General features: G+C 60.5%; 31 protein-coding genes and 1 pseudogene. 21 read left to right on the forward strand and 11 right to left on the reverse strand.

Annotation, left to right across the window (positions count from 1 at the left end; all coding sequences use genetic code 11):
* The first annotated feature begins 129 nt into the window (after nt 1-129).
* The 9 genes from argS to SOP97_RS14935 all read left to right on the forward strand — a co-directional run bounded on the left by argS (nt 130) and on the right by SOP97_RS14935 (nt 10,759).
* Nucleotides 130-1,869, forward strand: coding sequence for an arginine--tRNA ligase (argS, locus tag SOP97_RS14895; protein ID WP_322949891.1), 1,740 nt, complete (start codon nt 130-132; stop codon nt 1,867-1,869).
* Complete coding sequence (locus tag SOP97_RS14900) at nt 1,870-2,553, forward strand: SPOR domain-containing protein (protein ID WP_322949893.1); 684 nt, start codon at nt 1,870-1,872, stop codon at nt 2,551-2,553. It begins immediately after the preceding gene.
* Between the two features lie 141 nt (nt 2,554-2,694).
* Nucleotides 2,695-3,225, forward strand: a complete 531-nt coding sequence (hslV, locus tag SOP97_RS14905; RefSeq protein ID WP_298184841.1) for an ATP-dependent protease subunit HslV — start codon at nt 2,695-2,697, stop codon at nt 3,223-3,225.
* 28 nt (nt 3,226-3,253) lie between these two features.
* Entirely contained in the window at nt 3,254-4,594 is a 1,341-nt protein-coding gene (gene hslU / locus SOP97_RS14910) for an HslU--HslV peptidase ATPase subunit (protein WP_322949897.1), read from the forward strand.
* 68 nt (nt 4,595-4,662) lie between these two features.
* Nucleotides 4,663-5,037, forward strand: a complete 375-nt coding sequence (locus SOP97_RS14915; RefSeq protein ID WP_322949898.1) for a gamma-butyrobetaine hydroxylase family protein — start codon at nt 4,663-4,665, stop codon at nt 5,035-5,037.
* 388 nt (nt 5,038-5,425) lie between these two features.
* A complete protein-coding gene (gene phaC, locus SOP97_RS14920; RefSeq protein ID WP_274087596.1) occupies nt 5,426-7,105 on the forward strand; it encodes a class II poly(R)-hydroxyalkanoic acid synthase in 1,680 nt (559 codons plus the stop codon).
* 156 nt (nt 7,106-7,261) lie between these two features.
* Nucleotides 7,262-8,122: a poly(3-hydroxyalkanoate) depolymerase gene (gene phaZ / locus SOP97_RS14925; RefSeq protein ID WP_322949901.1), complete on the forward strand. Its 861-nt coding sequence runs from the start codon at nt 7,262-7,264 to the stop codon at nt 8,120-8,122.
* Between the two features lie 252 nt (nt 8,123-8,374).
* Nucleotides 8,375-10,057 (forward strand): class II poly(R)-hydroxyalkanoic acid synthase, encoded by a 1,683-nt coding sequence (gene phaC, locus SOP97_RS14930; protein ID WP_322949903.1) that lies wholly within the window; start codon nt 8,375-8,377, stop codon nt 10,055-10,057.
* 87 nt (nt 10,058-10,144) lie between these two features.
* The gene (locus SOP97_RS14935) at nt 10,145-10,759 is read left to right on the forward strand and encodes a TetR/AcrR family transcriptional regulator (RefSeq protein WP_274087599.1); all 615 of its coding nucleotides are present in this window, start codon (nt 10,145-10,147) and stop codon (nt 10,757-10,759) included.
* Between the two features lie 60 nt (nt 10,760-10,819).
* On the opposite strand, the gene SOP97_RS14940 is transcribed toward SOP97_RS14935, so the two are convergent.
* The 3 genes from SOP97_RS14940 to SOP97_RS14950 form a co-directional block, all read right to left on the reverse strand.
* Nucleotides 10,820-11,593 carry a phasin family protein gene (locus SOP97_RS14940; RefSeq protein WP_322949905.1) on the reverse strand — a complete coding sequence of 258 codons (774 nt, stop codon included), beginning with the start codon at nt 11,591-11,593 and terminating at the stop codon, nt 10,820-10,822.
* Nucleotides 11,594-11,606: 13 nt separating this feature from the next.
* The gene (locus SOP97_RS14945) at nt 11,607-12,047 is read right to left on the reverse strand and encodes a phasin family protein (protein WP_274087601.1); all 441 of its coding nucleotides are present in this window, start codon (nt 12,045-12,047) and stop codon (nt 11,607-11,609) included.
* Nucleotides 12,048-12,176: 129 nt separating this feature from the next.
* Nucleotides 12,177-12,455, reverse strand: a complete 279-nt coding sequence (locus SOP97_RS14950; protein ID WP_274087602.1) for a polyhydroxyalkanoic acid system family protein — start codon at nt 12,453-12,455, stop codon at nt 12,177-12,179.
* A 173-nt stretch (nt 12,456-12,628) separates the two neighbouring features.
* Here SOP97_RS14950 and ubiE point away from each other — a divergent pair, with 173 nt between their 5' ends.
* The 9 genes and pseudogenes from ubiE (at nt 12,629) to SOP97_RS14995 (ending at nt 18,518) form a co-directional block, all read left to right on the forward strand.
* Nucleotides 12,629-13,399, forward strand: a complete 771-nt coding sequence (gene ubiE, locus SOP97_RS14955) for a bifunctional demethylmenaquinone methyltransferase/2-methoxy-6-polyprenyl-1,4-benzoquinol methylase UbiE (protein ID WP_274087603.1) — start codon at nt 12,629-12,631, stop codon at nt 13,397-13,399.
* Nucleotides 13,399-14,016, forward strand: a complete 618-nt coding sequence (locus SOP97_RS14960) for a ubiquinone biosynthesis accessory factor UbiJ (protein WP_274087604.1) — start codon at nt 13,399-13,401, stop codon at nt 14,014-14,016. Before ubiE ends, SOP97_RS14960 begins: the two co-directional genes overlap by 1 nt.
* On the forward strand, nt 14,013-15,602 hold the full coding sequence (ubiB, locus tag SOP97_RS14965) for a ubiquinone biosynthesis regulatory protein kinase UbiB (RefSeq protein ID WP_274087605.1): 1,590 nt from the start codon (nt 14,013-14,015) through the stop codon (nt 15,600-15,602). Before SOP97_RS14960 ends, ubiB begins: the two co-directional genes overlap by 4 nt.
* Before the next feature lie 67 nt (nt 15,603-15,669).
* The gene (gene hisI, locus SOP97_RS14970; RefSeq protein WP_274087606.1) at nt 15,670-16,071 is read left to right on the forward strand and encodes a phosphoribosyl-AMP cyclohydrolase; all 402 of its coding nucleotides are present in this window, start codon (nt 15,670-15,672) and stop codon (nt 16,069-16,071) included.
* A 7-nt stretch (nt 16,072-16,078) separates the two neighbouring features.
* Nucleotides 16,079-16,411, forward strand: a complete 333-nt coding sequence (locus SOP97_RS14975) for a phosphoribosyl-ATP diphosphatase (protein ID WP_274087686.1) — start codon at nt 16,079-16,081, stop codon at nt 16,409-16,411.
* A gap of 27 nt (nt 16,412-16,438) precedes the next feature.
* Entirely contained in the window at nt 16,439-16,678 is a 240-nt protein-coding gene (tatA, locus tag SOP97_RS14980) for a twin-arginine translocase TatA/TatE family subunit (protein ID WP_090254894.1), read from the forward strand.
* 3 nt (nt 16,679-16,681) lie between these two features.
* Nucleotides 16,682-16,943 (forward strand): annotated as a pseudogene (gene tatB / locus SOP97_RS14985) (Sec-independent protein translocase protein TatB); the annotation flags it as partial.
* 67 nt (nt 16,944-17,010) lie between these two features.
* A complete protein-coding gene (gene tatC / locus SOP97_RS14990; RefSeq protein WP_274087608.1) occupies nt 17,011-17,814 on the forward strand; it encodes a twin-arginine translocase subunit TatC in 804 nt (267 codons plus the stop codon).
* Nucleotides 17,811-18,518, forward strand: a complete 708-nt coding sequence (locus SOP97_RS14995; RefSeq protein ID WP_274087609.1) for a 16S rRNA (uracil(1498)-N(3))-methyltransferase — start codon at nt 17,811-17,813, stop codon at nt 18,516-18,518. Before tatC ends, SOP97_RS14995 begins: the two co-directional genes overlap by 4 nt.
* Nucleotides 18,519-18,600: 82 nt before the next feature.
* Here the strand turns inward: SOP97_RS14995 and SOP97_RS15000 are convergent, their stop codons facing one another.
* The gene (locus SOP97_RS15000; protein WP_274087610.1) at nt 18,601-19,095 is read right to left on the reverse strand and encodes a winged helix-turn-helix transcriptional regulator; all 495 of its coding nucleotides are present in this window, start codon (nt 19,093-19,095) and stop codon (nt 18,601-18,603) included.
* A gap of 99 nt (nt 19,096-19,194) precedes the next feature.
* Between SOP97_RS15000 and SOP97_RS15005 the strand changes: the two genes are divergently transcribed.
* Both SOP97_RS15005 and SOP97_RS15010 read left to right on the forward strand, forming a co-directional pair.
* The gene (locus SOP97_RS15005; RefSeq protein ID WP_274087611.1) at nt 19,195-19,923 is read left to right on the forward strand and encodes an SDR family oxidoreductase; all 729 of its coding nucleotides are present in this window, start codon (nt 19,195-19,197) and stop codon (nt 19,921-19,923) included.
* A gap of 46 nt (nt 19,924-19,969) precedes the next feature.
* Nucleotides 19,970-20,557: a 2-hydroxychromene-2-carboxylate isomerase gene (locus SOP97_RS15010; RefSeq protein ID WP_274087612.1), complete on the forward strand. Its 588-nt coding sequence runs from the start codon at nt 19,970-19,972 to the stop codon at nt 20,555-20,557.
* Nucleotides 20,558-20,565: 8 nt separating this feature from the next.
* Here SOP97_RS15010 and dtd read toward each other — a convergent pair whose 3' ends face one another.
* Both dtd and pip read right to left on the reverse strand, forming a co-directional pair.
* A complete protein-coding gene (gene dtd, locus SOP97_RS15015; protein WP_274087613.1) occupies nt 20,566-21,003 on the reverse strand; it encodes a D-aminoacyl-tRNA deacylase in 438 nt (145 codons plus the stop codon).
* On the reverse strand, nt 21,000-21,971 hold the full coding sequence (gene pip / locus SOP97_RS15020) for a prolyl aminopeptidase (protein ID WP_274087614.1): 972 nt from the start codon (nt 21,969-21,971) through the stop codon (nt 21,000-21,002). Before pip ends, dtd begins: the two co-directional genes overlap by 4 nt.
* A gap of 122 nt (nt 21,972-22,093) precedes the next feature.
* Between pip and SOP97_RS15025 the strand changes: the two genes are divergently transcribed.
* Nucleotides 22,094-22,540 carry a hypothetical protein gene (locus SOP97_RS15025; protein ID WP_274087615.1) on the forward strand — a complete coding sequence of 149 codons (447 nt, stop codon included), beginning with the start codon at nt 22,094-22,096 and terminating at the stop codon, nt 22,538-22,540.
* 159 nt (nt 22,541-22,699) lie between these two features.
* Here SOP97_RS15025 and SOP97_RS15030 read toward each other — a convergent pair whose 3' ends face one another.
* From SOP97_RS15030 to SOP97_RS15050, 5 genes are all read right to left on the reverse strand, one after another.
* Nucleotides 22,700-23,263 (reverse strand): lipocalin family protein, encoded by a 564-nt coding sequence (locus SOP97_RS15030; protein WP_274087616.1) that lies wholly within the window; start codon nt 23,261-23,263, stop codon nt 22,700-22,702.
* On the reverse strand, nt 23,263-23,517 hold the full coding sequence (bamE, locus tag SOP97_RS15035) for an outer membrane protein assembly factor BamE domain-containing protein (RefSeq protein WP_274087617.1): 255 nt from the start codon (nt 23,515-23,517) through the stop codon (nt 23,263-23,265). The genes SOP97_RS15030 and bamE overlap by 1 nt, the downstream gene beginning before the upstream one ends.
* 67 nt (nt 23,518-23,584) lie before the next feature.
* The gene (locus SOP97_RS15040; protein WP_274087618.1) at nt 23,585-24,139 is read right to left on the reverse strand and encodes a DUF924 family protein; all 555 of its coding nucleotides are present in this window, start codon (nt 24,137-24,139) and stop codon (nt 23,585-23,587) included.
* A gap of 66 nt (nt 24,140-24,205) precedes the next feature.
* Entirely contained in the window at nt 24,206-25,213 is a 1,008-nt protein-coding gene (locus SOP97_RS15045; RefSeq protein ID WP_274087619.1) for a class 1 fructose-bisphosphatase, read from the reverse strand.
* Nucleotides 25,214-25,304: 91 nt separating this feature from the next.
* Complete coding sequence (locus SOP97_RS15050) at nt 25,305-26,948, reverse strand: histidine kinase N-terminal 7TM domain-containing diguanylate cyclase (protein WP_274087620.1); 1,644 nt, start codon at nt 26,946-26,948, stop codon at nt 25,305-25,307.
* Nucleotides 26,949-26,954 lie beyond the last annotated feature (6 nt).

Genomic DNA, 26,954 nt, shown 5'->3' on the forward strand with positions numbered 1-26,954 from the left:
GCGGCGCGGCGACCTTTAGCCGGAGAAAACCACAGGCTGCTTGAAGCTGCGGGCGAAGGGCGTCGATAATGCGCAGTTTTCAACCAGCGCCTTTGTGCGCCGCCGCACCAACGGCCGACCGAGCAGACCATGAAAGACACCATTCGCCACCTGATCCAGCAAGCCCTGACCCGCCTCACTGCCGAAGGCGTGCTGCCTGAAGGCCTGAGCCCGGCTATTCAGGTGGAGAACACCAAAGACAAGACCCACGGTGACTTCGCCAGCAATATCGCCATGATGCTGGCCAAGCCGGCCGGCATGAAGCCGCGTGACCTGGCCGAAAAGCTGATCGCCGCACTGCCCGCGGACGAGGCCATCAGCAAAGTCGAAATCGCCGGCCCGGGTTTTCTCAACTTCTACCAGAACACCCAAGCCCTGGCCGCGCGCCTGGACGCCCTGCTGGCCGATGCCAAGCTCGGCGTGCGCAAAAATGGTCCGGCGCAGCGCGTAGTGGTCGACCTGTCGGCGCCTAACCTGGCTAAAGAAATGCACGTGGGCCACCTGCGCTCGACCATCATCGGCGACGGTGTGGCGCGGGTACTGGAATACCTCGGTGACGAGGTGATCCGGCAGAACCATGTCGGCGACTGGGGCACCCAGTTCGGCATGCTGCTGGCTTATATGCAGGAAAACCCAGAGGCCGCTGAAAGCGAGCTGGCCGACTTGGAAGGTTTCTACCGCGCGGCGAAGAAGCGTTTCGACGACTCGGCCGAGTTCGCCGAGCGTGCCCGCGAGCTGGTGGTGCAGTTGCAGGCTGGTGACGCCGAATGCCTACGCCTATGGCACCGCTTCAACGATATTTCCCTGAGCCACTGCCAGGCGCTGTATGACCGCTTGGGCGTCAAACTGAGCATGGCCGACGTCAAGGGCGAGAGCGCTTACAACGACGACCTGGCCAATGTAGTCGCCGACCTCAAGGCCAAGGGCTTGCTCAGCGAAAGCGATGGCGCGCAGTGCGTGTTTATGGACGCGTTCAAGAACGCCGAAGGCAACCCGCTGCCGCTGATCGTGCAGAAGGCCGGCGGCGGTTACCTGTACGCCACCACCGACCTGGCCGCCACCCGCTACCGCGCCAACGTGCTCAAAGCCGACCGCGCGCTGTACTTCGTCGATCAGCGCCAGGCCCTGCATTTCCAGATGGTCTTCACCGCCGCGCGTCTGGCCGGTTTCGTCCCCGCCACCATGCAGCTGGAGCACATGGGCTTCGGCACCATGAACGGCGCCGACGGCCGCCCATTCAAGACCCGCGACGGCGGCACGGTGAAGCTGGTCGACCTGCTCGATGAGGCCGAAGAACGCGCCTACACCCTGGTCAAAGGTAAAAACCCTGAACTCGACGAAGCCGAACTGCGGCAGATCGCCCGCGCAGTGGGCATCGGCGCGGTGAAGTACGCCGACCTGTCCAAGCACCGCACCAGCGACTACCGCTTCAACTTCGAGCTGATGCTGAGCTTCGAGGGCAACACCGCGCCGTATCTGCTGTACGCCTACACCCGCGTGGCCAGCGTGTTCCGCAAACTGGGCAAGGGTTTTGATGAAATTCAAGGCAGCCTCAGCCTGCAGGCCGCCCAGGAAATCGAGCTGGCCGGCAAGCTCGCGCAGTTCAACGAAGTGCTTGGCAGCGTCGCCGACAAGGGCGAACCGCACCTGCTCTGCGCCTACCTGTATGACCTGGCCGGGCTGTTCTCCAGCTTCTACGAGAACTGCCCGATCCTCGCCGCCGAGGACGAGGCCACGCGTAACAGCCGCCTGCGCCTGGCCGCACTGACCGGACGCACCCTCAAGCAGGGCCTCGAGCTGCTCGGCCTGGAAACCCTGGAGCGCATGTAAGTGGCGGTGAAAAAGAAGCCCGCCGCCAAACGCGGCGCCAGCCGTTACAAGGCACCAGCGAAAAAGCCGGTGCCGGGCTGGTTCTGGCTGGTCTGCGGCCTGGTGATCGGCGGCTTTATGGTGTTTTTGTTCAGCCTCGAACCCGGCCGCGATGAAATCAAACGCAGCAAGGTCGAACAAGCCCGGGCCAACCAGGCCAGCAAAGCGGCGAGCGCCAAGCCCGCCACTCAGGAGCCGACCAAGCCCAAGTACGACTTCTACACCCTGCTGCCAGAATCAGAAGTGATCTTGCCGCAGCAGGCCGTCGAAGAGCCTGTGGTTACGCCGCCGCAGAAACCAGTAACGCCGGAAGAGGCTGCCAAGATTGATGCGGCACGTGCCCAGGCGGCGCTCAATGGTCAGGTGCCGCCACCGCCGCCGGTGATTGCCAAAGGTCCAGTCAGCTCGCAGTTTTTCCTCCAGGCTGGCTCATTCCGCCGCAAGGACGACGCCGATAGCCTGCGCGCGCAGATCATCCTGCTCGGGCAGAACGTCAAAGTGGAATCCGGCACGGTACGCGAGGAAACCTGGCACCGCGTTTTGGTTGGCCCCTTCGCCAGCCGCGAACAGCTCGGCCAAGCGCAAAAGTCCCTGGCCGCCAGCGGCTTTAGCAATCTGTTGTTACAGCAGCGCCAGGTGCAATAAACCCCACGAATTCAGGCCCTGTGGCGTGCTCTGACGACTATTTGTCGGACGGGAATCGTTCCAGGGCTTGAAGCGGGCCACCGCTGCCCCCACTTCATTCGGCATTGGGCACTTTCGCCCCGCTGCGTGGAGACTCTCCCCTTGACCACCATCGTTTCAGTACGCCGCAACGGCAAAGTCGTCATGGGCGGCGACGGCCAGGTGTCCCTTGGCAATACCGTGATGAAAGGCAACGCGAAAAAAGTTCGCCGCCTGTACCACGGCCAAGTACTCGCCGGTTTTGCCGGCGCCACCGCCGATGCCTTCACCCTGTTTGAACGCTTTGAAGGCCAACTGGAAAAGCACCAAGGCAATCTGGTCCGCGCCGCCGTCGAGCTGGCCAAAGACTGGCGCACCGACCGTTCCCTGAGCCGCTTGGAAGCCATGCTGGCCGTCGCCAACAAAGATGCTTCGCTGATCATCACCGGCAACGGCGACGTGGTTGAACCCGAGCATGGCCTAATCGCCATGGGTTCCGGCGGCGGTTTCGCCCAAGCGGCGGCCATGGCCTTGCTGCAGAAAACCGAATTGAGCGCCCGTGAAATCACCGAAACCGCGTTGAACATTGCTGGTTCCATCTGTGTCTTCACCAATCAAAACCTGACTATTGAAGAGGAAGACTGCGCCGAGTAAGGCGCGGTCTTTTCTGGAGTACCCCCGCATGTCCATGACGCCCCGCGAGATCGTTCACGAGCTCAACCGCCATATCATCGGTCAGGACGACGCCAAGCGCGCCGTGGCCATCGCCTTGCGCAACCGCTGGCGGCGCATGCAGCTGCCGGTTGAGCTGCGCGCTGAAGTCACGCCCAAGAACATTTTGATGATCGGCCCAACCGGCGTCGGTAAAACCGAAATCGCCCGGCGCCTGGCCAAACTGGCCAATGCGCCGTTTATCAAGGTGGAAGCGACCAAGTTCACCGAGGTCGGCTATGTCGGCCGTGATGTCGAGTCGATCATCCGCGACCTCGCCGATGCGGCGATCAAGATGCTGCGCGAGCAGGAGATGATCAAGGTCCGTCACCGCGCCGAAGATGCCGCCGAAGAACGCATTCTCGATGCCCTGCTGCCGCCAGCGCGCACCGGTTTCAACGAAGAAGCGGCCTCGAGCAACGACTCCAATACCCGCCAACTGTTCCGCAAGCGCCTGCGCGAAGGCCAGCTGGACGACAAGGACATAGAGATCGAAGTCGCCGACGCCCCGGCCGGTATCGAAATCATGACCCCACCGGGCATGGAAGAGATGACCAACCAGCTGCAGAACCTGTTTTCCAGCATGGGCAAGGGCAAGCAGAAGAGCCGCAAGCTCAAGGTCAAGGAAGCCCTCAAGCTGGTGCGCGATGAAGAAGCCGCGCGCCTGGTCAACGAGGAAGAACTCAAGGCCCTGGCCCTGGAAGCCGTTGAACAGAACGGTATCGTGTTTATCGATGAGATCGACAAGGTCGCCAAGCGCGGCAACACCAGCGGCGCCGATGTATCGCGCGAAGGCGTGCAGCGCGACCTGCTGCCGCTAATCGAAGGCTGCACGGTCAACACCAAGCTGGGCATGGTGAAAACCGACCACATCCTGTTTATCGCTTCCGGTGCCTTCCACCTGAGCAAGCCGAGCGATCTGGTGCCGGAGCTGCAAGGTCGTCTGCCGATCCGTGTCGAGCTCAAAGCCCTCACCCCGGAAGACTTCGAGCGCATCCTCACTGAGCCGCACGCCTCGCTCACCGAACAATACGTCGCGCTGCTGAACACGGAAGGGCTGGGCGTTCAGTTCGTCGCCGAAGGCATCAAGCGCATCGCCGAGATTGCTTACCAGGTCAACGAAAAGACCGAGAACATCGGTGCGCGCCGCCTGCACACCCTGCTCGAACGCCTGCTGGAGGAAGTCTCCTTCAGCGCCGGCGACCTGGCGGGCCAGCAAAATGGCACGCCGATCGTGATCGACGCGGCCTACGTCAACAGCCACCTCGGTGAGCTGGCGCAGGACGAAGACCTCTCGCGCTATATTCTGTAACCCCCGCCGCAATCAGCCTGGCCGCGCTTACCGCGGTCAGGCTGAATGACCTTTAACGGAAAGCAGACATGCGCATCCCCACCGCGATCAAATTGCACAAAGCCTCGAAAACCCTGGAGCTGCACTACGGGCCTGACGAGCAGTACACCCTGCCCGCCGAGTTTCTCCGTGTGCATTCGCCCTCGGCGGAAGTCCAAGGCCACGGCAAGCCTATTTTGCAAACCGGCAAGCTCGGCGTTGGCCTGAGCAAGATCGAACCTGCCGGCAACTACGCACTCAAGCTGAGCTTCGATGACGGCCACGACAGCGGCCTATTCAGTTGGGATTACCTTGAGCAATTGGCCCTGCGCCAAAGCGAACTGTGGCGTGACTACCTGGCCGCGCTTAGCGCTGCCGGCAAATCCCGCGACCCCAGCGAAAGCCTGGTCAAGTTAATGCTCTGAAGCGCCAGGTGCGCTCAGCCTCAGCAATTGCCCTAAACGCTCGGCATCTTCTCCTATTCGCCCTCTTCGCGGCGCGACAACCCGCAGCGCCACGCCAGCCCTCTAGCCGTTGGTTACTGGCCGGTTAGAGCGCATTTTCTAATCCTTCTCTGCATACTTCCTCCCTATACCGTCCAACATGCGGCTCGCTTGCACAAAGCCATAAACTCGGGTAACCAAGTAACTGGAAAATCTATCGTGGCTGGCCTGACCAGTGACAGGACGATTGCGGAGCGATCCGCCCTTGGTAATCCGGGCAATACCTGGCCTTTAGAACGTGTTCAAAGCCTCGTGAGCTAGAGCCATGCAAGACGCCGGTATTTCGTCTCAGGACAATGGAGCGTTGTAGATGACAAATAAGAATAATGATGACCTGAAGCACCAGGCTTCGGAAAACACCCTAGGCCTCAACCCGGTCATTGGTATCCGTGGTAAAGACTTGCTCAGCTCCGCCCGCATTGTGCTCAAGCAGGCCCTCAAGCAACCCCTGCACAGCGCCAAACACCTGGCCCACTTCAGCATCGAGTTGAAGAATGTGATGCTCGGCCAATCCGAACTCACGCCGAACGACGGCGACCGGCGCTTTGCCGACCCAGCCTGGAGCCAGAACCCGCTCTACCGCCGCTACCTGCAGACTTACCTGGCCTGGCGCAAAGAACTGCATGACTGGGTCGAACACAGCAACCTGTCCGAGCAGGATGCCAGCCGTGGTCACTTCGTGATCAACCTGATGACCGAAGCCATGGCGCCCACCAACACCATGGCCAACCCGGCGGCGGTCAAGCGCTTCTTCGAAACCGGCGGCAAAAGCCTGCTCGACGGCCTGGGGCATCTGGCGAAGGACATCGTTAATAACGGCGGCATGCCCAGCCAAGTCGACATGAATGCCTTTGAGGTCGGCAAAACCCTGGCCACCACCGACGGTGCCGTGATTTTCCGCAACGACCTGCTGGAGCTGATTCAGTACAAGCCAATCACCGAGCAGGTGCAGGAGCGCCCGTTGCTGGTGGTACCGCCGCAGATCAACAAGTTCTACGTATTCGACCTGTCGCCGGAAAAGAGCGTGGCGCGCTTCTTGTTGCGCAACGGTATCCAGACCTTCGTGGTCAGCTGGCGCAACCCGACCAAAGCGCACCGCGAGTGGGGCCTATCGACCTATATCGAAGCGCTGAAAGAAGCCATCGACGTGGTCAGCGCCGTCACCGGCAGCAAAGACATCAACATGCTCGGGGCCTGCTCCGGCGGCCTTACCACCACCTCTCTGCTCGGCCACTATGCGGCGCTGGGCGAGAAGAAAGTGCACGCCCTGACGTTGCTGGTCAGCGTGTTGGATAACCGCCTGGAAACGGATGTCGCGCTGTTTGCCGACGAGAAGAGCCTGGAAATGGCCAAGCGTCGCTCCTACCAGGCCGGCGTGCTGGAAGGCAAAGACATGGCCAAGGTGTTCGCCTGGATGCGCCCTAATGACCTGATCTGGAACTACTGGGTCAACAATTACCTACTGGGTAACGAGCCGCCGGTGTTCGACATCCTCCATTGGAACAACGACACCACGCGCCTGCCGGCTGCTCTGCATGGCGAATTTATCGACATGTTCACCTCCAACCCGCTGATCCGCCCGGGCGCACTGGAGGTATGCGGCACGCCAATCGACCTCAAGCAGGTCACCACCGATTTGTTCTGCGTAGCAGGCACCACTGACCACATCACGCCTTGGGAGTCTTGCTACAAATCGGCAACCCTGTTCGGCGGTAACGTCGAGTTCGTACTGTCCAACAGCGGGCATATCCAGAGCATTCTTAATCCGCCGGGCAACCCGAAAGCACGCTACATGACCAACACCCAGATGTACGCGGACCCGAAAACCTGGCAGGCCAGCTCAACCAAGCACGCCGACTCCTGGTGGCTGCATTGGCAAACCTGGCTCGCCGCGCGCTCCGGGGAACTGAAAAAAGCACCGACCCACTTGGGTAATAAGAAACACCCCGCCGGCGAAGCCGCCCCCGGCACTTACGTTCACGAACGTTGATCCCTGCGCATTGCGCAACATTGCCCGCGGCACTGGACGTGCCGCTCCCCCACCCGCTGATTGACAGCGGTGGGGCGAACCAGGCTTCGCCCTGGCGCTTCTGAAAAAGACCCGGAAGGTCTGATTCAGCGTTTTAACTGACTAGGGCCTCTGCGCATGTCGCTACCTTTCGTATTCCGCACCATCGAACTGGACGGCCAGACCATCCGTACAGCCGTTCGCCCCGGCAATGGCGAGATGACGCCCCTGCTGATTTTCAACGGCATCGGCGCCAACCTGGAGCTGGTCATGCCCTTCGTACGCGCCCTGGACCCAGGCCTGGAAGTGATTGCCTTCGACGTCCCTGGCGTTGGCGGCTCATCGACACCCAGCACGCCGTATCGCTTCCCTGGCCTGGCCAAGTTGGCCGCACGCATGCTCGACTACCTCGACTACGGTCAGGTCAATGCGATTGGCGTGTCCTGGGGCGGCGCCCTGGCGCAGCAGTTCGCCCACGATTACCCGGAGCGCTGCAAGAAACTGATTCTGGCCGCCACCTCAGCCGGCGCCGTGATGGTCCCCGGCAAGCCCAAGGTGCTTTGGTGCATGGCCAGCCCACGGCGCTATGTGCAGCCTTCCTACGGCGTGCAGATTGCCCCAGAGATTTACGGTGGAGCGTTCCGCCGTGACCCTAAGCTGGCCTTGGCGCACGCCAGTAAGGTCCGTTCGGGCGGCAAGATGGGCTACTACTGGCAGCTGTTCGCCGGCCTCGGCTGGACCAGCATCCATTGGTTGCACAAGATCCGTCAGCCGACCCTGGTGATGGCCGGTGACGACGACCCGCTGATCCCGCTGGTGAATATGCGCCTACTGGCTTGGCGCATTCCCAACTCGGAATTGCACGTGATCGACGATGGCCATCTGTTCCTGGTGACCCGCGCTGAAGCGGTTGCGCCGATCATCATGAAATTCCTGGAAGAGGAACGTCAGCGCGCAGTCATGCACCCACAACCCTTGCCCGCACGCACTCACGGTTAATCACACCCCACACAAGCTGTTCGCACCGGGAAGGTGCTGACAGCGCAGCGCTTGACCCACTTTCGGGCACGTTGTATTACCTGAGAATTGCCGCGCGGCAGTCTGGAATGCACGTGTGCGCGCCTTGGTACAAGCCTTGCTGATCAAGGGTCTGTTGCTGTCTCGCTTGCGCGTCACGTAGCCGCGCACCAACAGCAATAAACGCAACTAGCAATTTTGCAGTCTCACGGTTTGACGACGGAGTGTTGCCCCATGCGAGACCTACCGGCCAAACGCGCGCTACCCGCTAACAAAAGCGTGATGAACGTACAAAATGCGGTGGTCGGCCTGCGCGGCCGCGATCTGCTCTCCACCCTGCGTACGCTAGCCCTGCAAGGGGTCAAGCAACCCATCCATAGCGCTCGTCATGCACTGGCCCTCGGCGGCCAACTAGGCCGCGTACTGCTCGGCGACAAGCCGTTCAAGGTCAACCCGCAAGACCCACGCTTTGCCGACCCGACCTGGCGGGACAACCCACTCTACAGTCGCAGCCTGCAAAGCTATCTGGCCTGCCAGAAACAACTAAACAACTGGATCGATGAGAGCAACCTGGACGCCGACGATCGGGCCCGTGCGCGCTTTGTCACCACCCTGCTCGGTGATGCCCTGGCGCCGTCTAACACCTTGCTTAACCCACAGGTGATCAAAGAGCTGTTCAACAGCGGTGGCAGTAGCCTGTTTAAGGGCGTGAGCCACTTGTTTGATGACTTGGTAAACAACGACGGCATGCCCAGTCAGGTCAGCAAGCATGCCTTCGAGGTCGGCCGTAACCTGGCCACTACCAGCGGATCCGTGGTGTTTCGCAGCGAATTGCTGGAGCTGATCCAGTACAAACCGATGAGCGAAAAGCAGTACGCCAAGCCGCTGCTGATTGTGCCGCCGCAGATCAACAAGTTTTATATTTTCGACCTCTCCAGCGAGAAGAGCTTCGTCCAATACGCGCTGAAAAACGGCTTGCAGACGTTCGTGGTCAGCTGGCGAAATCCTGACCCTAAGCATCGTGAGTGGGGCCTGTCGAGCTATGTGGAAGCCCTGGAGGTCGCCATTGATGCCTGCCGCGAGATCACCGGCAGTAAAGACGTCAACTTGCTCGGTGCCTGCGCCGGCGGACTGACCACTGCCGCCCTGCAAGGCCACCTGCAAGCCAAACGCCAGCTGCGCAAAGTGGCCAGCGCCACCTACATGGTCAGCCTGCTCGATAGCCAGATCGACAGCCCAGCCATGTTATTTGCCGACGAAAAAACCCTGGAAGCCGCCAAACGCCGCTCTTATCAGCAAGGCGTACTGGATGGTCGCGACATGGCGCGGGTGTTTGCCTGGATGCGCCCCAATGACCTGATCTGGAATTACTGGATCAACAACTACCTACTCGGCAAACAGCCTCCGGCCTTCGACATTCTCTACTGGAACAACGACAACACCCGCCTGCCTGCAGCCCTGCATGGCGACCTGATCGACTTTTTCAAACACAACCCACTGACCCACCCGCGCGGCCTGGAAGTCTGTGGCACACCAATTGACCTGCGCAAAGTCAACGTGGACAGTTTCAGCGTCGCGGGTATAAACGACCACATCACCCCCTGGGATGCGGTGTACCGCTCGACCCTGCTACTGGGCGGCAACCGGCGTTTTATCCTGTCCAACAGCGGGCATATACAGAGCATTCTCAACCCGCCGGGCAACCCCAAATCCAACTACCTGGAAAGCCCTAAACTCACCGGTGACCCACGCGCTTGGTATCACGACGCCGAGCACCTGCAAGGCAGTTGGTGGCCGGTATGGCTGAGCTGGATGCAAGAGCGATCCGGCGAACAGCGCGACACCCAAATGACGCTGGGCAACCCAGACTACCCGGCCATGGAAGCGGCACCGGGTACCTACGTGCACGTGCGTTAACGCGCCACTCCGGCCATCATCAACCGTGGCGCAGCCTGCTGCGCCACGCCACTTTCAGCCTTTCTGCGCACAGAATAAGAAGAGCCGATGAAGACCCGCGACAAAATCCTTGAGTGCGCCCTGCTGCTGTTCAACCAGAAGGGCGAGCCGAATGTCTCCACCCTGGAAATCGCCAACGAGCTGGGCATCAGCCCGGGCAACCTGTACTACCACTTTCATGGCAAAGAACCGCTGATCCTCGGCTTGTTCGAACGTTTTCAGGCCGAACTCGCCCCGCTGCTTTCGCCGCCCGAAGACGCACAGCTGGATGTAGAAGACTATTGGCTGTTTCTGCACCTGATCGTCGAGCGCCTGGCCCACTATCGCTTTCTATTCCAGGACCTGTCCAACCTGACCAGCCGCCTGCCCAAGCTTGAACGCGGCATGCGCCATTGGCTCAATAGCTTAAAACGCACCTTGGCCGAACTGCTGGCGCAACTGCAGATAGAGGGCCAACTGCGCAGCGATACCCAGGCGCTGGGACAACTGGTCGAGCAGATAACCCTGACCCTGATGTTCTCCCTCGACTACCAGCGCATCATTGGCCGCGAAGGTGAGAGTCGCCTGGTGGTGTATCAAGTGATGATGCTGGTCGCCCCGCACCTGGCCGAAGAACCCCGTTACGCCGCCGAACACTTGGCGCAGCGCTACTTGGAAGAGTAAGCCCTCACAAACGCAAACGCCCGGCTCGTGCCGGGCGTTTGCGTGGGCTGCAGCGCAGTCTTACGGCTGTGTAGCAGGTGTTACCGGTGCAGCTGGCACAACGGCCACAGCAGGCGCGGCAGGTGCAGCGACTACCGGCGCAGCGGGCTTGGCCGCAGCAGGTTTGGCGGCCGGCTTAGCGGCGGGCTTGGCCGCTGCTTTTACCGCAGGCTTCGCAGCGGCTTTAGCAGCAGGCTTGGCCGCAGCCTTGGCCGCAGCCTTGGCGGCAGGTTTAGCCGCTGGCTTAGCCGTGGCTTTGGCAGCGGGTTTAGCCGCTGGCTTAGCCGTGGCTTTGGCAGCGGGCTTAGCCGCAGGTTTAGCGGCCGGCTTGGCGGCTACTTTCTTGACGGCAGGCTTAACCGATTTGACCGAGACACCGGTCAGCTGCTCAATCTGCTTGGTCAGGCTTTCAACTTTCGCGTTGAGCGCTTTCACTTCATTGCGGCTCGGTACACCCAGACGCGAAATGGCATTGTTCAGACGCTTGTCGAAGGCTTCTTCCAGCTCGTTCCACTTGCCCAGCGCCTTGTCTTTAACTTCATCAACGCGCGACTTAGCGGTGTCCACTTTCGTGTTCACGGTGCTTTTCACAGCGCCAACTTGCTTGTCGACTTCGCTCTTGGCTTGCTTCTCAGCTTTTTCGCCATCCTTGACCAGCGTGTCGAACAGCTTGTTGCCGTCCTTGCTGACCTTGGAATAGGCGCCCAAACCTGCCAACCAGATTTGACGCGAGTATTTTTCGACTTCGCCGACCCAAGAGGTGGCTTGCTTTTCGGTTTTCTTTTTGACGGCCATTCTGCAGCTCTCCTTATTTGGTGCGCGCGACGTGATCGAGCAACGCGCTCAACTCGTCGAGCTTAGCAGACAGGACTTCTACGTCCTGCTTAGACGGGATGCCCAGGCGGTTTAGGGCGCTGGCTACACGGTTATCGAACGCCTTCTCGATTTTGTCGAGACGCCCTTCAAACTTATCTTTGACGCTGCTGACATTGCTGGTGACGGTGTTCTTCACACTGTCGATCTGGCTGTTGGCCGCTTCAACTTGTTCGTTGACCAGCTTCTTGCCTTGTTTTTCAACACCTTCGCCGCTTTTCACGAGTTCTTTGAAGTACTCGGAACCTTCTTGACCGGCTTTGGCGTAAGCGCCCAGACCCGCCAGCCAGATTTTACGGGCGTAAACTTTTGCGTCGCTCAGCACGCTGCTGGTTTCTTCAACGACGGCTTTCTTTTTAACGGCAACTTTCGACATGGTGCACCTCACTCTAATGTTTCGAGGAAACGCCCACGGAATGCAGGCTTAGCAACACGGTATCGATGAAAATTAGAAACCGCATACTAAGCCGCTTAAAAACTGCCGAAGCCTGTTGAGGCCCTGGCGTCAGGCCTGCAGGTTCTTGTCCAGCGCGTCTTCGATTTCGCGCTTGATGCTGCTGCTCATCGCCGAGAGCAACAAGCCCAGGCTGAGCTGCACACGCACGCTACTTTCATGCACCTCAATACGGCCGTCAGCACCGCTGCGTTTAAACTCCAGGTTGTCGCCATTCCAGCGGTAACGCACGTCATATTCGCGCGCCAATCGCTCAGCTAGTTGCTCAGCTTTCTCACGGGCGGCCTCGCGGCCTAGGTTGTGGGGGCGTTCAACGGTGATCTTGGCCATGGCATTTCTCCTCGCCAGTTAACTGCGACCTTAAGTCGCGAGACTATAGCAAGCTGCACACATGCAAAGCCCTCAGGCTTTTACTTCACGCGTGCGGTTTGGAGCCTATGCCTGCATTTAGGTTTAGAATGGCCGCCTCTTTGATTCAGCCTCTCTGTTTAGGAAAGGGCACGATGAACGACCCGCGCAAGAACAGCGACAGCGAACCCACCACGCATTTTGGTTTCCAGGATGTGCCGGAAAGCCAGAAGGCGGAAAAAGTCGCCGAGGTCTTCCACTCGGTGGCGGCCAAGTACGACCTGATGAACGATGTGCTGTCCGGCGGCATGCACCGCCTGTGGAAGCGCTTCACCATTGAACTGTCCGGTGTGCGCAGCGGCAACCGGGTGTTGGATATCGCCGGTGGCACGGGCGACCTGACCCGCAAGTTCTCCAGCCTGGTTGGCCCGACCGGCGAAGTGGTACTGGCCGACATCAACGAGTCGATGCTGCGCGTTGGCCGTGATCGTCTGCTCGACAAAGGCGTGTCCGGCAACGTCAGCTTCGTCCAGGCCGACGCGGAAAAACTGCCGTTCCCGGATAACCATTTCGATGTGGTGACCATCGCCTTCGGCCTGCGCAACGTGACGCATAAAGAAGATGCAATCCGCTCAATGCTGCGGGTGCTCAAGCCTGGTGGCCGCCTGTTGATCCTGGAGTTCTCCAAACCCTCCAGCCCGCTGCTGTCGAAGTTTTACGACGCGTATTCGTTCAAGTTCATGCCGTTGGCCGGCAAGCTGATCACCAACGACGCCGAAAGCTACCGCTACCTGGCCGAGTCGATCCGCATGCACCCGGATCAGGACACCCTCAAGGCGATGATGGTTGAAGCCGGCTTCGAGCGCGTGACCTTCCACAACATGACCGGCGGCATCGTCGCCCTGCACCGCGGCATCAAGCCCTGATGTTAATCACCGGGCTGCTGGCCGGGGTCGAGCTTGGCCTCAATCGCGTATTGGCCATGGACAGCACGGCGCTGCCGCGCCTGGCGCGCTTGAGCGGTCGCGTAATAGCAGTGGAGTGCACGGCGCCGAGCCTGCAACTGTTTATTCTGCCCAGCGCGACCGGCCTGCAATTGGCCGCGCAGTGGGCCGGCGAGGCTGATTGCAGCCTACGCGCGCCGGCGGCCAGCCTAGTACGCCTGGCCACCAGTAAGAATAAGACCAGCATCCTGCACAGCCCCGAAGTCAGCCTGGACGGTGACAGCGCCGCCCTGCTGGAACTGGCCGGCATCCTTCAGGACCTCGAACTGGACTGGGAGTATGAGCTGTCACGCTGGCTCGGCCCGGTTGGCAGCCAGTTGCTTGGCGGCCACCTGCGCAGCCGGGTGAGCTGGAGCAGCCAAGCCCTCGACAGCCTGCGCCTGAACCTGGCTGATTACCTCAGCGAAGAGTCCCGCAGCCTGGTCGGCCAGCGCGAGGCCGATGCGCGCTTCGCCGAACTCGATCACCTGAAGTTGTCACTCGACCGTCTCGATGCCCGCATTGAGCGCCTTGCCCAAAACCATAAGCCCATCGCATGAAGCTGCTTGCCGTCCGTCGTCTGCTGCGCATTCAGCGCGTGATTATCCGCTATCAACTGGATGACCTGTTGTTCGCCCTGCCGCTGCCACTCTGGCTGCGCGCGTTGCGTTTTGCCCTGCCCTGGCGCTGGTTGCCACGTCGCACGCTTAACCTGTCGCGCGGCGCACGCCTGCGCTTGGCGCTGGAAGAGCTGGGGCCGATCTTCATCAAATTCGGCCAGGTGCTCTCAACCCGCCGCGACCTGCTGCCACTGGATATCGCCGACGAACTGGCCAAGCTACAAGACCAAGTACCGCCGTTTGACCCTGCTCAGTCGCAGGCGCTGATCGAAGCCCAGCTGGGTGCCAAGGTCAGCGAGGTGTTTGCCCGCTTCGATGCCCAGCCGCTGGCGTCCGCCTCGGTGGCGCAGGTGCATGGCGCACAACTGAAAAGCGGCGAAGAAGTGGTGGTCAAGGTGATTCGCCCCGGCCTGGAACCGGTGATCGAGCAAGACATCGCCTGGCTGTTCCTGCTCGCCAAAATAGCCGAGAAGTCCTCCGCCGATGCACGCCGCCTGCGCCCGGTGGAAGTGGTCAGCGATTACGAGAAAACCATCTACGACGAACTTGACCTGCTACGTGAAGCGGCCAACGCCAGTCAGTTACGGCGCAATTTCGAAGGCTCGCCGCTGCTCTATGTCCCTCAGGTTTACTGGGACCTGTGCCGACCGAAAGTACTGGTGATGGAGCGCATCTATGGCATTCAGGTCACCGACCTGGCGACCCTGGCTGACCAGCGCACCGACATGAAGCTGCTGGCCGAACGCGGCGTAGAGATCTTCTTCACCCAGGTGTTCCGCGACAGCTTCTTCCACGCCGACATGCACCCCGGCAATATCTTTGTCAGCACGCGCACGCCGTGGAACCCGCAGTACATCGCCATCGACTGCGGCATCATCGGCAGCCTCACCGCCGAAGATCAGGACTATCTGGCGCGTAACCTGCTGGCCTTTTTCAAGCGTGACTACCGCCGTGTGGCGCAGCTGCATATCGACTCTGGCTGGGTGCCTGCCGAGACCAAGGTGAATGACTTCGAGGCCGCCATCCGCACCGTCTGCGAACCGATTTTTGAGCGGCCGCTGAAAGATATTTCTTTTGCTCAGCTGCTGCTGCGTCTGTTCCAGACCGCGCGGCGCTTCAATATGGAAGTGCAACCGCAGCTGGTGCTATTGCAGAAGACCCTGCTGAATATCGAAGGCCTCGGCCGCCAGCTCTACCCGGATCTTGATCTGTGGAGCACTGCTCAGCCGTTCCTTGAGCGCTGGATGCGCGAGCGCATCAGCCCACTGCATCTGCTGCGTAACCTGCAACTGCAAGCTGAGCAAGTCCCACACCTGTCGCAAATCGCCCGCGAGACGCTGGAGCGCCTTAACCAGCAGCCCGCGCAGCGTCAGGAGCAGCCGGCGACTACCCAGCACTGGCTGGGACGGCTGTTGGGCGCGGCCCTGATTGCCGGCGCCGTCAGCCAAGGCCTGGCCTTGACCCTGCTCGTCTGGCCGAGCTGGGTAATGGCTGTGGCGGGGGTTTATCTGGTGTTGCGCCGATAGCCACACTGGGTGCGCACTGGCACAATAGCTTTCTGAACCAAGCAGCCCGTTACGGGCGGATATAGCGATGACTGACTGGCTCGACGAAATCAACTGGAACAGCGACGGCCTGGTGCCGGCAATCGCTCAGGACCACCAAACCGGCCGTGTACTGATGATGGCCTGGATGAACCGTGAAGCCCTGGCGCTGACGGCCACCGAGCAGCGCGCCATCTACTGGTCGCGTTCGCGCGGCAAACTCTGGCGCAAGGGTGAAGAGTCCGGCCATGTGCAGAAGCTCCACGAACTGCGCCTGGACTGCGATGCTGACGTGATCATCATGAAGGTCGAACAACTGGGCGGCATCGCCTGCCATACCGGCCGCGAAAGCTGCTTTTACCGCGTATTCGATAACGGCAGCTGGAAAACCGTCGATGCGGTGATCAAAAACCCGCACGCCATCTACAACCCAGGACACAACCATGAGTGACACGGCCATGACTGATACCCTGAGCCGCCTGGCCGAGGTGCTGGAGTCGCGCAAAGGCGCGGCCGCCGACAGTTCCTATGTCGCCAGCCTGTACCACAAGGGCCTGAACAAGATTCTGGAAAAGGTAGGCGAGGAGTCGGTGGAAACCATTCTGGCGGCCAAAGATGCTGCCGTCAGCGGCGACTGCAGCGATGTGATCTACGAAACCGCCGACCTGTGGTTCCACAGTTTGGTCATGCTTGCCGCCCTCGGCCAGCACCCGCAAGCGGTACTGGACGAACTGGACCGGCGCTTTGGCCTGTCCGGCCACGCGGAAAAAGCCGCACGCCCGCAAAACTAATCAACCTCTTACTACGGAGTACGCATTATGGGATTCGGTGGCATTAGCATCTGGCAACTCCTGATCATCCTGCTGATCGTGGTCATGCTGTTCGGCACCAAGCGCCTCAAGGGCCTGGGTTCTGACCTGGGCGACGCGATTAAGGGCTTCCGTAAGTCGATGGACAACGGCGACGCTGAGAAGCCGGCCCCTGCCGTGGACGAGCCGAAAGGTCAGACCATCGACGCTCAGGCGCGCAAGGTCGAAGAACCGGCGAAAAAAGACTAAGCCATGTTCGATATTGGCTTTACCGAGCTGCTGCTGGTGGGCATCGTCGCCCTGCTGGTATTGGGCCCTGATCGCCTGCCCGGTGCTGTGCGCACCGCTGGCTTGTGGATCGGCCGGATAAAACGCAGTTTTAGCGCGATCAAAGCAGAGGTCGAGCGCGAGATTGGCGCAGACGAAATTCGCCGCCAGCTGCATAACGAGCAGATTCTCGACCTTGAGCGCGAAATGAACGCGGCCAAGCAGAAGCTCAATGCACCGCTCAGCAGCCTGGGCGAAACCACCCCCACGGCCGAAAGCGTCAAAAACAGCAGCCAGGATAAAAGCCCGCAGCCATGAGCCAACGACCGGACAGCGACCAGGAAATGCCCCTGGTCTCACACCTGACTGAGCTGCGCACCCGCCTGTTGCGTATTGTTGGGGCCGTGTTCCTGCTGTTTGCCGGGCTGTTCTATTTTTCTCAGGACATTTACGCCCTAGTCGCCGCCCCGCTGCGCGCTTACTTGCCGGAAGGCGCGACGATGATCGCCACTGGCGTGGCTTCGCCCTTCCTCACGCCCTTCAAGCTGACCCTTATGGTCGCGTTGTTCCTGGCGATCCCGATCATCCTGCATCAGATCTGGGGCTTTATCGCGCCGGGCCTGTACAAGCACGAAAAGCGTATTGCCGTACCGCTGCTGATTTCTAGCATTCTGCTGTTCTATGGCGGCATGGCCTTCGCCTACTTTGTGGTGTTCCCGATCATGTTCGGCTTCTTCGCCAGCGTGACCCCGGAAGGCGTGGCGATGATGACCGACATCGGCCAGTACCTAGATTTTGTCCTCACCCTGTTCTTCGCCTTTGGCGTCGCATTTGAGATCCCGATCGCCACCTTCCTGCTGATCTGGATCGGCGTGGTGGATGTCGCCACACTGCGTAAAAGTCGCCCCTACGTGGTGGTCGGCTGCTTTGTCGTCGGCATGGTGCTGACGCCGCCCGACGTGTTCTCGCAGACCTTGCTGGCGCTGCCCATGTGGATGCTGTTTGAGGCCGGCTTGTTGTGCGGCAGCCTAGTCAAGCGACGCCCTGACGAGGATGCAGCAGACAACACCGACAGCGAAGACGCGCCCCACGATCAACCGCCAGCCGCACAACCGTGAACCTGCTGCTACTCGAAGACGGCGACTTTATCGCCGCAGACCGCGTATTGCTGAGCGGGCGCCGCCTTAAACACCTGCAGGACGTGCACCGCGCTGAAGCCGGCGACAGCCTGCGGGTCGGTCGCCTCAACGGCCTGATGGGCAGCGGCCAGCTGCTGCGCCTGGATGCCGAGCACGCCGAACTGTCGGTGCAGTTCGATCAAGCGCCGCCTGAGAAACTGCCGCTTACCTTGCTGCTGGCCCTGCCCCGGCCGAAGATGCTGCGGCGCGTGCTGCAAACCGTCAGCAGCATGGGCGTACCTCGACTGATTCTGCTCAATAGCTATCGCGTTGAAAAAAGCTTCTGGCAGACCCCCTTTCTGGAGCCAGCAGCCATTCGCGAACAGCTGATTCTCGGTTTGGAACAAGCCCGCGATACCGTGCTACCCGAGGTGATCATCGAGAAGCGCTTCAAACCCTTTGTCGAAGATCATCTGCCACACCTCACCGCCGGCACTCTGGGCCTTGTCGGTCACCCTGGCGATTACCCGGCTTGCCCACGGGCAGTCGAACAGGCCATCACACTGGCCATCGGCCCGGAAGGCGGCTGGATTCCCTACGAAGTGGAAAAGCTTTCCGAAGCCGGCCTGCAACCCGTGCAACTGGGTGCGCGAATACTGCGGGTGGAGACAGCGGTTACTGCACTACTAGCGCGACTGTTTTAACCGGCATCCCTGCCCCGCAGGCGGGATGGCGCTGTATCCATCCACTAGCTCAAGGGGGTAGATGAGCAAAGCGTCATCCACCCTACACAACCTGCTTTTCGTGCCAATGCGCCGGCAGTAGCTGCCCCTTGAGAGCCGGCGCTTCCTCCAGCTGTACATCCCTCGCCGCCAACGGTTCACCACAGTCCGAGCACACCAGCACACCATGCATCGGCTGACCGCACGTGCGGTGAACATGCCGGATCGGTGCACCCTCGACTCCGCTCATATGGCGGTCGCCCCAATGCACCAGCGCCATGATGGCCGGGTACAGATCACGGCCTTTGGCGCTCAGGCAGTACTCCTCACGCAACGGCCGCTGCTGATAAGCCACTTTGTCCAGCACACCCGCTTCAGCCAGTTTTTTCAGGCGATCGGCCAGCACATGCCGGGTAATCCCCAAGCGTTTCTCGAACTCGTCAAAGCGACGAATTCCGAGAAAACACTCGCGCAGCACCAGCAACGTCCAGCGATCACCCACCACCGCCATCGTACGCGCCAGCGAACAGGGTTGTTGATCAAGCTCTTCCCAACGCATGACTCATCTCCGCAATCGATAAGGCACATTAGCTTGACAGGTTCCAAAATGGAACCGAGTATCGAGCCAGGTTCCAAAATAGAACTGACGGAGACTGCAATGACCGCACGTAACGCAATTCTGGTAGTCGGGGCCGGCGACGCCACCGGTGGCGCCATCGCTAAACGCTTCGCCCGTGAGGGCTATGTCGCCTGCGTGGCACGCCGTAATACCGATAAACTCGGCCCGCTGGTAGCCGAGATTGAAGCGGCCGGTGGTAGCGCGAGGGCCTTTGGCTGCGATGCTCGGGTAGAGGAGCAGGTGATTGACCTGTTCGCTACCATCGAGCGCGAGGTCGGCCCGCTGCATGCGGTGATCTTCAATATCGGCGCCAACGTGCAGTTTTCCATCACCGAAACCACTGAACGGGTCTACCGCAAGGTTTGGGAAATGGCCGCCCTGGCGGGCTTTCTCACCGGTCGTGAAGCGGCCAAGGTCATGCTACCGCGTGGCCAGGGCACCATCATCTTTACCGGTGCCACCGCCTCGTTACGCGGCCGGGCCAACTTCTCTGCCTTCGCCAGCGCCAAGTTTGCCCTGCGCGCCCTGGCCCAGAGCATGGCCCGTGAACTGGGCCCACAAGGCATCCATGTCGCTCATCCAATTATCGACGGCGCCATCGACACCGCTTTTATCCGCGACACCTTCCCCGCGCTGTACCAGCGCAAGGAACAGGACGGCATCCTCAACCCCGCGCATATTGCCGACACCTACTGGCAGATCCATTGTCAGCCGCGCGATTGCTGGGTGCATGAGCTGGATCTGCGCCCTTGGACGGAAACCTTCTAGCCACCACACGCCCAGCCAATAACAAGACCGCCCCGAGGAACATGCAATGAGCAAAACCGTTGAATTCTTTTTCGACTTTGGCAGCCCGGCCAGCTACCTGGCCTGGACCCAGCTACCGCAGATTGCCGATAAAGCCGGCGCCCAAATCATCTGGCGGCCGATGCTGCTCGGCGGTGTATTCAAAGCCACCGGCAACCAGTCGCCCGTGATGATCCCGAGCAAGGGCCGCTGGATGCTGCAGGATCTAGCCCGCTTCGCCGCACGCTATGGCGCCAGCATGCAGTTCAACCCGCACTTTCCGATCAATACCCTCACCCTGATGCGCGGCGCAGCCGGTTATCAGGGCAGCGAACGCTTCGAGCACTACGTGAAAACTCTCTTCGAGGCACTGTGGGTGCAACAGAAAAACCTCAGCAAGCCAGAGGTCGTGGCCGAAGTATTGAGCAGCGCGGGTTTCGACCTGACTGAGTTTGAGCAACTGGTCAGCGATGAAGCGGTCAAGGAACGCCTCAAGGCCACCACCGAAGAAGCCATCAAACGCGGCGTGTTTGGCGCACCGACCTTCTTCATCGGCGAGGAAATGCACTTCGGCCAGGATCGCCTGGACTTTGTCGCCGAAGCCCTCGCGCGCTAGCCGCGCTGTTAGCTCTCCAGCAGAAAGGTCACCGGCCCATCATTGACCAGATGCACCTGCATATCGGCGCCGAACTGGCCGGTAGCGACCTGCGGGTGTTTGGCGCGGGCCTGGGCAACCAGCAGGTCGAACAGCTCGGCACCCAACGCCGGCGGCGCGGCGCTGGAAAAGCTCGGGCGCAGGCCACTCTTGGTATCGGCGGCCAGGGTGAACTGCGAAACCAGCAACAAGCCACCGCTGACATCACTGAGCGACAAATTCATCTTGCCCGCCGCGTCGCTGAATACCCGGTAATTGAGCAGCTTGTGCAGGATTTTTTCGACGCTGCCCAGGGTGTCTTGCGGCTCGACGCCGACCAGCGCCAGCAGGCCCTGATCAATCGCACCAACCACTTCGCCTGCTACTTCTACTCGGGCGGCGCGTACGCGTTGGATCAGCGCCTTCATGCTTCATCCGGCGTCAGGTTGAGCAAGCGCCGCGCCATTTCATCTGCAGCCCGCACCAGAGCATCGGTAATGCCAACTTCGGCAGCCGAATGGCCGGCATCACGAATGATCTGTAGCTCGCTGTTAGGCCAGGTCTGGTGCAGGGCCCAAGCGTTATCCAGCGGGCAAATCACGTCATAACGGCCATGCACGATGACCCCAGGCAGGTGGGCGATTTTCGGCATATCACGCAGCAACTGGTCTTGCTCAAGAAAGGCGTTATTGACGAAATAATGGCATTCGATCCGGGCAATCGACAGGGCGCGATGGCTATCGGTGAAACGGTCGACCACCTGTGGATTAGGCCGCAGGGTGGCGGTACGGCCTTCCCAGCTAGACCAGGCCTTAGCCGCGTGCATTTGGGCGATCTGGTCAGGGCCGGTCAGGCGTTTATAGAACGCTTGCACCAGATCAGCGCGCTCATCCAGCGGGATCGGCGCCAGGTAATCCTCCCAATAATCAGGGAACAGGCGGCTAGCACCGGCCTGATAAAACCAGCTGATTTCCTGCGGGCGGCAAAGGAAGATGCCCCGCAGAATCAGCCCATGCACCCGTTCTGGATGCGCCTGCGCGTAAGCCAGGGCCAGGGTCGAGCCCCAAGAGCCGCCAAACAGCACCCATTTGTCGATACCCAACTGCTCGCGGATCACTTCCATGTCCTCGATCAGCGCCTGGGTGGTGTTGTTTTCCAGGCTGGCGTGAGGAGTGGATCGCCCACACCCGCGCTGATCGAAGGTCACGATGCGATAGAGATTAGGGTCGAAATAGCGGCGACTGGCCGCATCACAACCGGCACCAGGACCGCCATGGATAAACACTACAGGCAAGCCATCCGGCGAACCGCTTTCGTCCACATAAAGCACATGCGGTGCCTGCACCGCCAGCTCATGACGGGCGTAGGGTTTAATCTCCGGATACAAGGTCTGCATGGCATGCTCCTGACTTGACCTGAATAAAGCGTTGCGTAACGTAGACGGGCTTGCGCTAGATAACCGCGGCGCAGCCGCTTGACGCTCTGCCGGGCATCATAACCATGAAACAGGAGTTGAGCATGCCAACACGGATATTTGCCTGGGCTTTCTTGATGTTTTGCGCCCTGCTCACCGGTTGCGGCGCCAAGGACGATCCGCAGGCCGCGCTGGAGGCCGCGCTGGAGGCCGCCTTACAACAACTGCAGGACAATCTGGAAGCGAAGAACAACAGCGCAGTGCTTGAGCAGTTGCACCCGCAGTTCTCGGCGCAGGGCGAATTGGATCGCGAGTGGGCAAAGCGCACCTTGTTGCTACTGTTTATGCGCCACAAGAACATCAAGGTGCTGGCCCTGAGCAAGCACAGCGACATCGACGCGACCTACCGTGAGAAAGGCCACACCGAGGCTCAGATCGGCCTGACCGGCGCCGAAGGCCTGATCCCCGACAGCGCCCGCCATTACAGCGTGAAGCTGGAGTGGTGGCGGGAAGGCGATGAGTGGAAGCTGGCACGCCTAAGCTGGGAATAGCCTCTCAGTGCTGACTTCAAAAAGCTGAAGGACTAAACAGCCTGCTGCGGGCACAGCGTCGCGTAAGCTTCACCGAACACATCAGCACCCCCGCTTTGACACACTGGCGATCAACCCGGTCCAGGCCAATCACATGAGAGCCTGGCCCGCTGCGCTGATTTAGCGCGCTTGATCCATCTCGGCATCCGTGCGCCGCCAGATCAACTCGCGGGTGTCATAGCCGCGACTGCGCGCTTCTTCGAGTAGCGTCGTGCGGTTTTGCGCGCTGAGTTCCTGATCACGCGTCAACAGCCAGAGGTACTGGCGATTGGGGTGGCCGACCAGTGCTGTTTGATAGTCGTCATCCAGGTAGAGCACCCAGTACTCGCCCTTGGTCAGACCAGGCAGTAAGTTACTGGCCCAGTTATCGAAGCGCACCCACAGCTTGCTGGTTTCGCCTGGTACCTGAGCCACGGCCTGGCCCTGCACTTGCTGCACGTCGCCATCGAAGGTACGGCAGCGGTTGATCACGCCAAGCGCGCCACCTTCTTGCACGCTGTAAATGGCCTCGGACTGCGCGCAGTTGCGCTGGAAGAACATCGGCAAACGCGCCTGTTCATACCACGTGCCCTGATAGCGCTGCAGATCAACCTGCTCCACGGTTTTCGGCGGCACTGTTCCCGTACCAGAGTTCGCACATCCCACCAAGGCTACCGCTGCGGCCAACACCGCCAACAGGCGCATCACTGCAGTCCCTTGCCGGAAAACAGCAAGACCTGCTCACCCGCGTACTGCACGCTGATAAAGCGCTGTTCATTGCCCCAAGTGCAGCTGGAGATACCGAGGGCACCGGAACACTCAGATGGTTTACCCAGCAAGTTTTCGACCTCGACCTTGCTCATCCCCGGCTTAAGCTGGGCGTAATTATCCTGATTAACCTTGTTGCAAGCCGTCAATAACAGGCAACTGGCAAATAGTGCGGCAACGCGCAGAGACATAATGAACTCCTGAGGGAATAACCAAGACCAGCTTGGCATAGCAATAACCAACCTGCCCGCTTGGACGCTAAAAGCGCGAGCCTGGTTCCAACAGAAAGGCAGATTCTTCAGCGCTGGAGCTACGCCCAAGAATTTGATTGCGATGGGGGAAACGGCCAAAACGGGCGATGACCCGCTGATGACGCTCGGCATAGTCCAAGTAACCGGCAAACAGCTCGTGCTCGGCGGCTGTCGCCTCCTGAGTAAGCGCTTGAAACAGCCGAACGGCCTGATTCTGTAGCGCCAGGTCCTCGGCATGTTCGAGCACCAGGTAGACAAATACCCGCTGAATCGGCGGTAACTGCTGATCCCACCCCTGGGCCAGCCCGCGCAACGCTGACGCACGGGCCAGTGCGTCGCCAGCAAAGGCGCGCGGGGTGTCACGAAAAATCATGCGCGGCAGCTGATCGAGCAACAGCAAGGTTGCCAGCCAGCCTTCAGGCTCGCCAAGCCAGTCTTGCAATTGCCCGGCGAGCGCCTGTTCGACCAGCCCGCCACATTGCTCGCGGGCCAGTTCATCCTGGCGCTCCTGCTTGGCAAACCACAGCGCCGTACGATTGGCCGCCACCTCGGCAGCCGTCACGCTGGGGCCGCTGCCGGCCGCACCAAATCACCAGTCGAGCAACGGCTGCCAGGGCGCGCTCATCGCTTACTCGCGGTGATAGGCGCTGATGCGCAGCACTTCTTCCTTGGAACCGAGGAAGACCGCGACACGCTGGTGCAGCGAGGTCGGCTGAATATCGAGGATACGCTGGGTGCCGTTGGTGGCCACGCCGCCAGCCTGCTCGATGATCATCGCCATGGGGTTGGCTTCGTACATCAGGCGCAGCTTGCCCGGCATCGACGGGTCACGGCTGTCACGCGGGTACATAAACACGCCGCCACGGGTGAGGATGCGGTGCACATCGGCAACCATCGCCGCGACCCAGCGCATATTGTAGTTCTTGCCCAACGGTCCGGTCTCGCCCGCCAGCAACTCGCTGACATAACGCTGTACCGGCGCCTCCCAATGGCGCTGGTTGGACATGTTGATGGCGAACTCTTTGGTGGCTTCCGGCACCTTGATGTCATCGTGAGTCAGAACGAAGCTGCCCAGTTCGCGGTCGAGGGTGAAACCTTTGACGCCGTCACCGAGGGTCAACATCAGCATGGTCTGCGGGCCGTAGATCGCATAACCCGCGCATACCTGCTCGGTACCCGGCTGCAGGAACGCTTCTTCGCCCAGGTCACCCTCAGCGCCGTTGCGATCTGGGCAACGCAGCACCGAGAAGATGGTGCCGACCGAGACGTTCACGTCGATGTTGCTGGAGCCGTCCAGCGGATCGAATACCAGCAGGTAAGCACCTTTCGGGTACTTGCCAGGGATCTGGTAAGCGTTGTCCATCTCCTCGGAGGCCATGCCGGCCAGGTGACCGCCCCACTCGTTGGCTTCCAGCAGAATCTCGTTGGAAATCACGTCGAGCTTTTTCTGCACCTCGCCCTGCACGTTTTCGGTGCCCATGCTGCCCAATACGCCGCCCAGTGCGCCCTTGGATACCTGATGGCTGATTTCCTTACAGGCGCGGGCCACTACTTCGATAAGAAACCGCAAATCCGCCGGAGTATTGTTGCTGCGGGTTTGTTCAATCAGGTAGCGGCTGAGGGTAACGCGGGACATGGAGGGCTCCGGAGGGTATGAAATCGCGCGCAGTTTACCTCTTTAGAGGGCAACGTGCCTTAGCGCTGGATGGAAGGCTGCGTCCAGCCACTCAGGCCAGACTGCACACCCGATTACGTCCTTCGTGCTTGGCCTGATAAAGCGCGGCATCGGCCACTTGCAACAACTCATCCAACGCCTGCCCTTGCTCAGGCCACAGCGCCAGGCCAGCCGACAGGGTCACATAGCGGGCGCCGCCGCGTGTTGGCAGCGGGTGGGCCGCTAGCTCACGGCAGATGGAATCCAAGCGCGCGCGTGCCTCTGGAGCATCGGCACGGGGCAGAATCAGCAGGAACTCTTCGCCACCAATGCGAAATACCGCATCTGAACTGCGCAGATTCTCCAACAAGTGCTGCGCGACGCCCTTGAGCACATCATCGCCTTCTAAGTGACCGTACTCGTCGTTGAGTAGCTTGAAGTGATCAAGGTCGATCAGGGCCAGTGAAATCGGCGAATGCTCACGCTGCGCCACCGCCAGCTCACGGGCAAAGAACTCATCCAGATAACGGCGGTTGTACAGCCCAGTGAGCGGATCACACAGTGCCTGTTCCTGCAGCTGCTCATGCAGCCTGGTGATGGTGCGCAAACGCTCTTCACTCAAGGCAAGGGCTTCGGCCAGTTTCAATTCGCTGAGATGCCGCTGGGTAACATCACGCAAATAGAGCATTTGCCCCAGCGTTAACGTGCCACGCTGGGTAATCCGCTCGATGGCGCGTATGCGTACTTCGAAATAACGGGCTGAGCTGGCCAGGGTCAGTAACCGGTCATGCTCAACCTGCACCGATTGGCTCAACAGCTGGTGCAAATCCGCGCCGAGGATCGGCCAATCCACCAACTGTCGCCCCTGCCAGCCACTGCGCAGGCCAACCAGCTTTAAGGCTGCCGGGTTGGCCTCAATCACGCGCAACTGTGCATCCACCACCAACACCGGGTCGAGCAGCGCATCCAGTAACAGATGACGGGCCACGGGCAGTAGGTCAAACAGCCGCACCCCCACAATCAACCAGGCAAACGCCACCAGGGTAAAAGCAAAACTGAAGGGCGTCGGGTCGAAGCCGAACAGCATCCAGCCGAACACCACGTAGCTGATATTGGCGACCCAGGGCACCGCCGTGACGACAACGAAGGCCAGATAGTGGCGACGATGCACGCCATAGCTGACGATGGCCGCGCGCAGCACCACGCCCATGCAGAAGGTCATAAACAGGTAGACATACACGGCCGCGGCGTAGAACAACGGCCCATGTTGGTAGCGGATGGGGGCGCCCGGCGCATCACTCATCGGTGCCGTGCCGACAGCGTAAAACAAGCCATGCCAGGGATTGCTTAGGGCAACCAGCCAAATCAGCAACGGCACCACGGCCAGGCCTAGCGCGCTGCGCAGCGGCAACGGCTGCCGCACGCTGTTGACGTACTGCCAGAGGAATACCGCCCAAAAGGTCGGCGTCATCAGAATCCCCGGCCAGGCCATGCTCGCCCAGAACACTTTGCACTGCGGGCCTTGCGCCGCCATCTCCAGACTCGCCGCAACCATCCACCAGAGACTGGCCAGATGCAGCACGATAAAGCTCTCGCGCCCGGGGAAATAGCGCTGGCGCTTAACCCAGCGCGCCAGCAACAGCACGCCAATGCACACCGCGCCCGTCAAAAGCACCGGGGCACTCAGCGCCCAGCCGGAATTACCGCAGGCATTCATCGGGAG

The organism is Pseudomonas spirodelae, from assembly GCF_034653255.1.
Taxonomy (GTDB): Bacteria; Pseudomonadota; Gammaproteobacteria; order Pseudomonadales; family Pseudomonadaceae; genus Aquipseudomonas; species Aquipseudomonas spirodelae.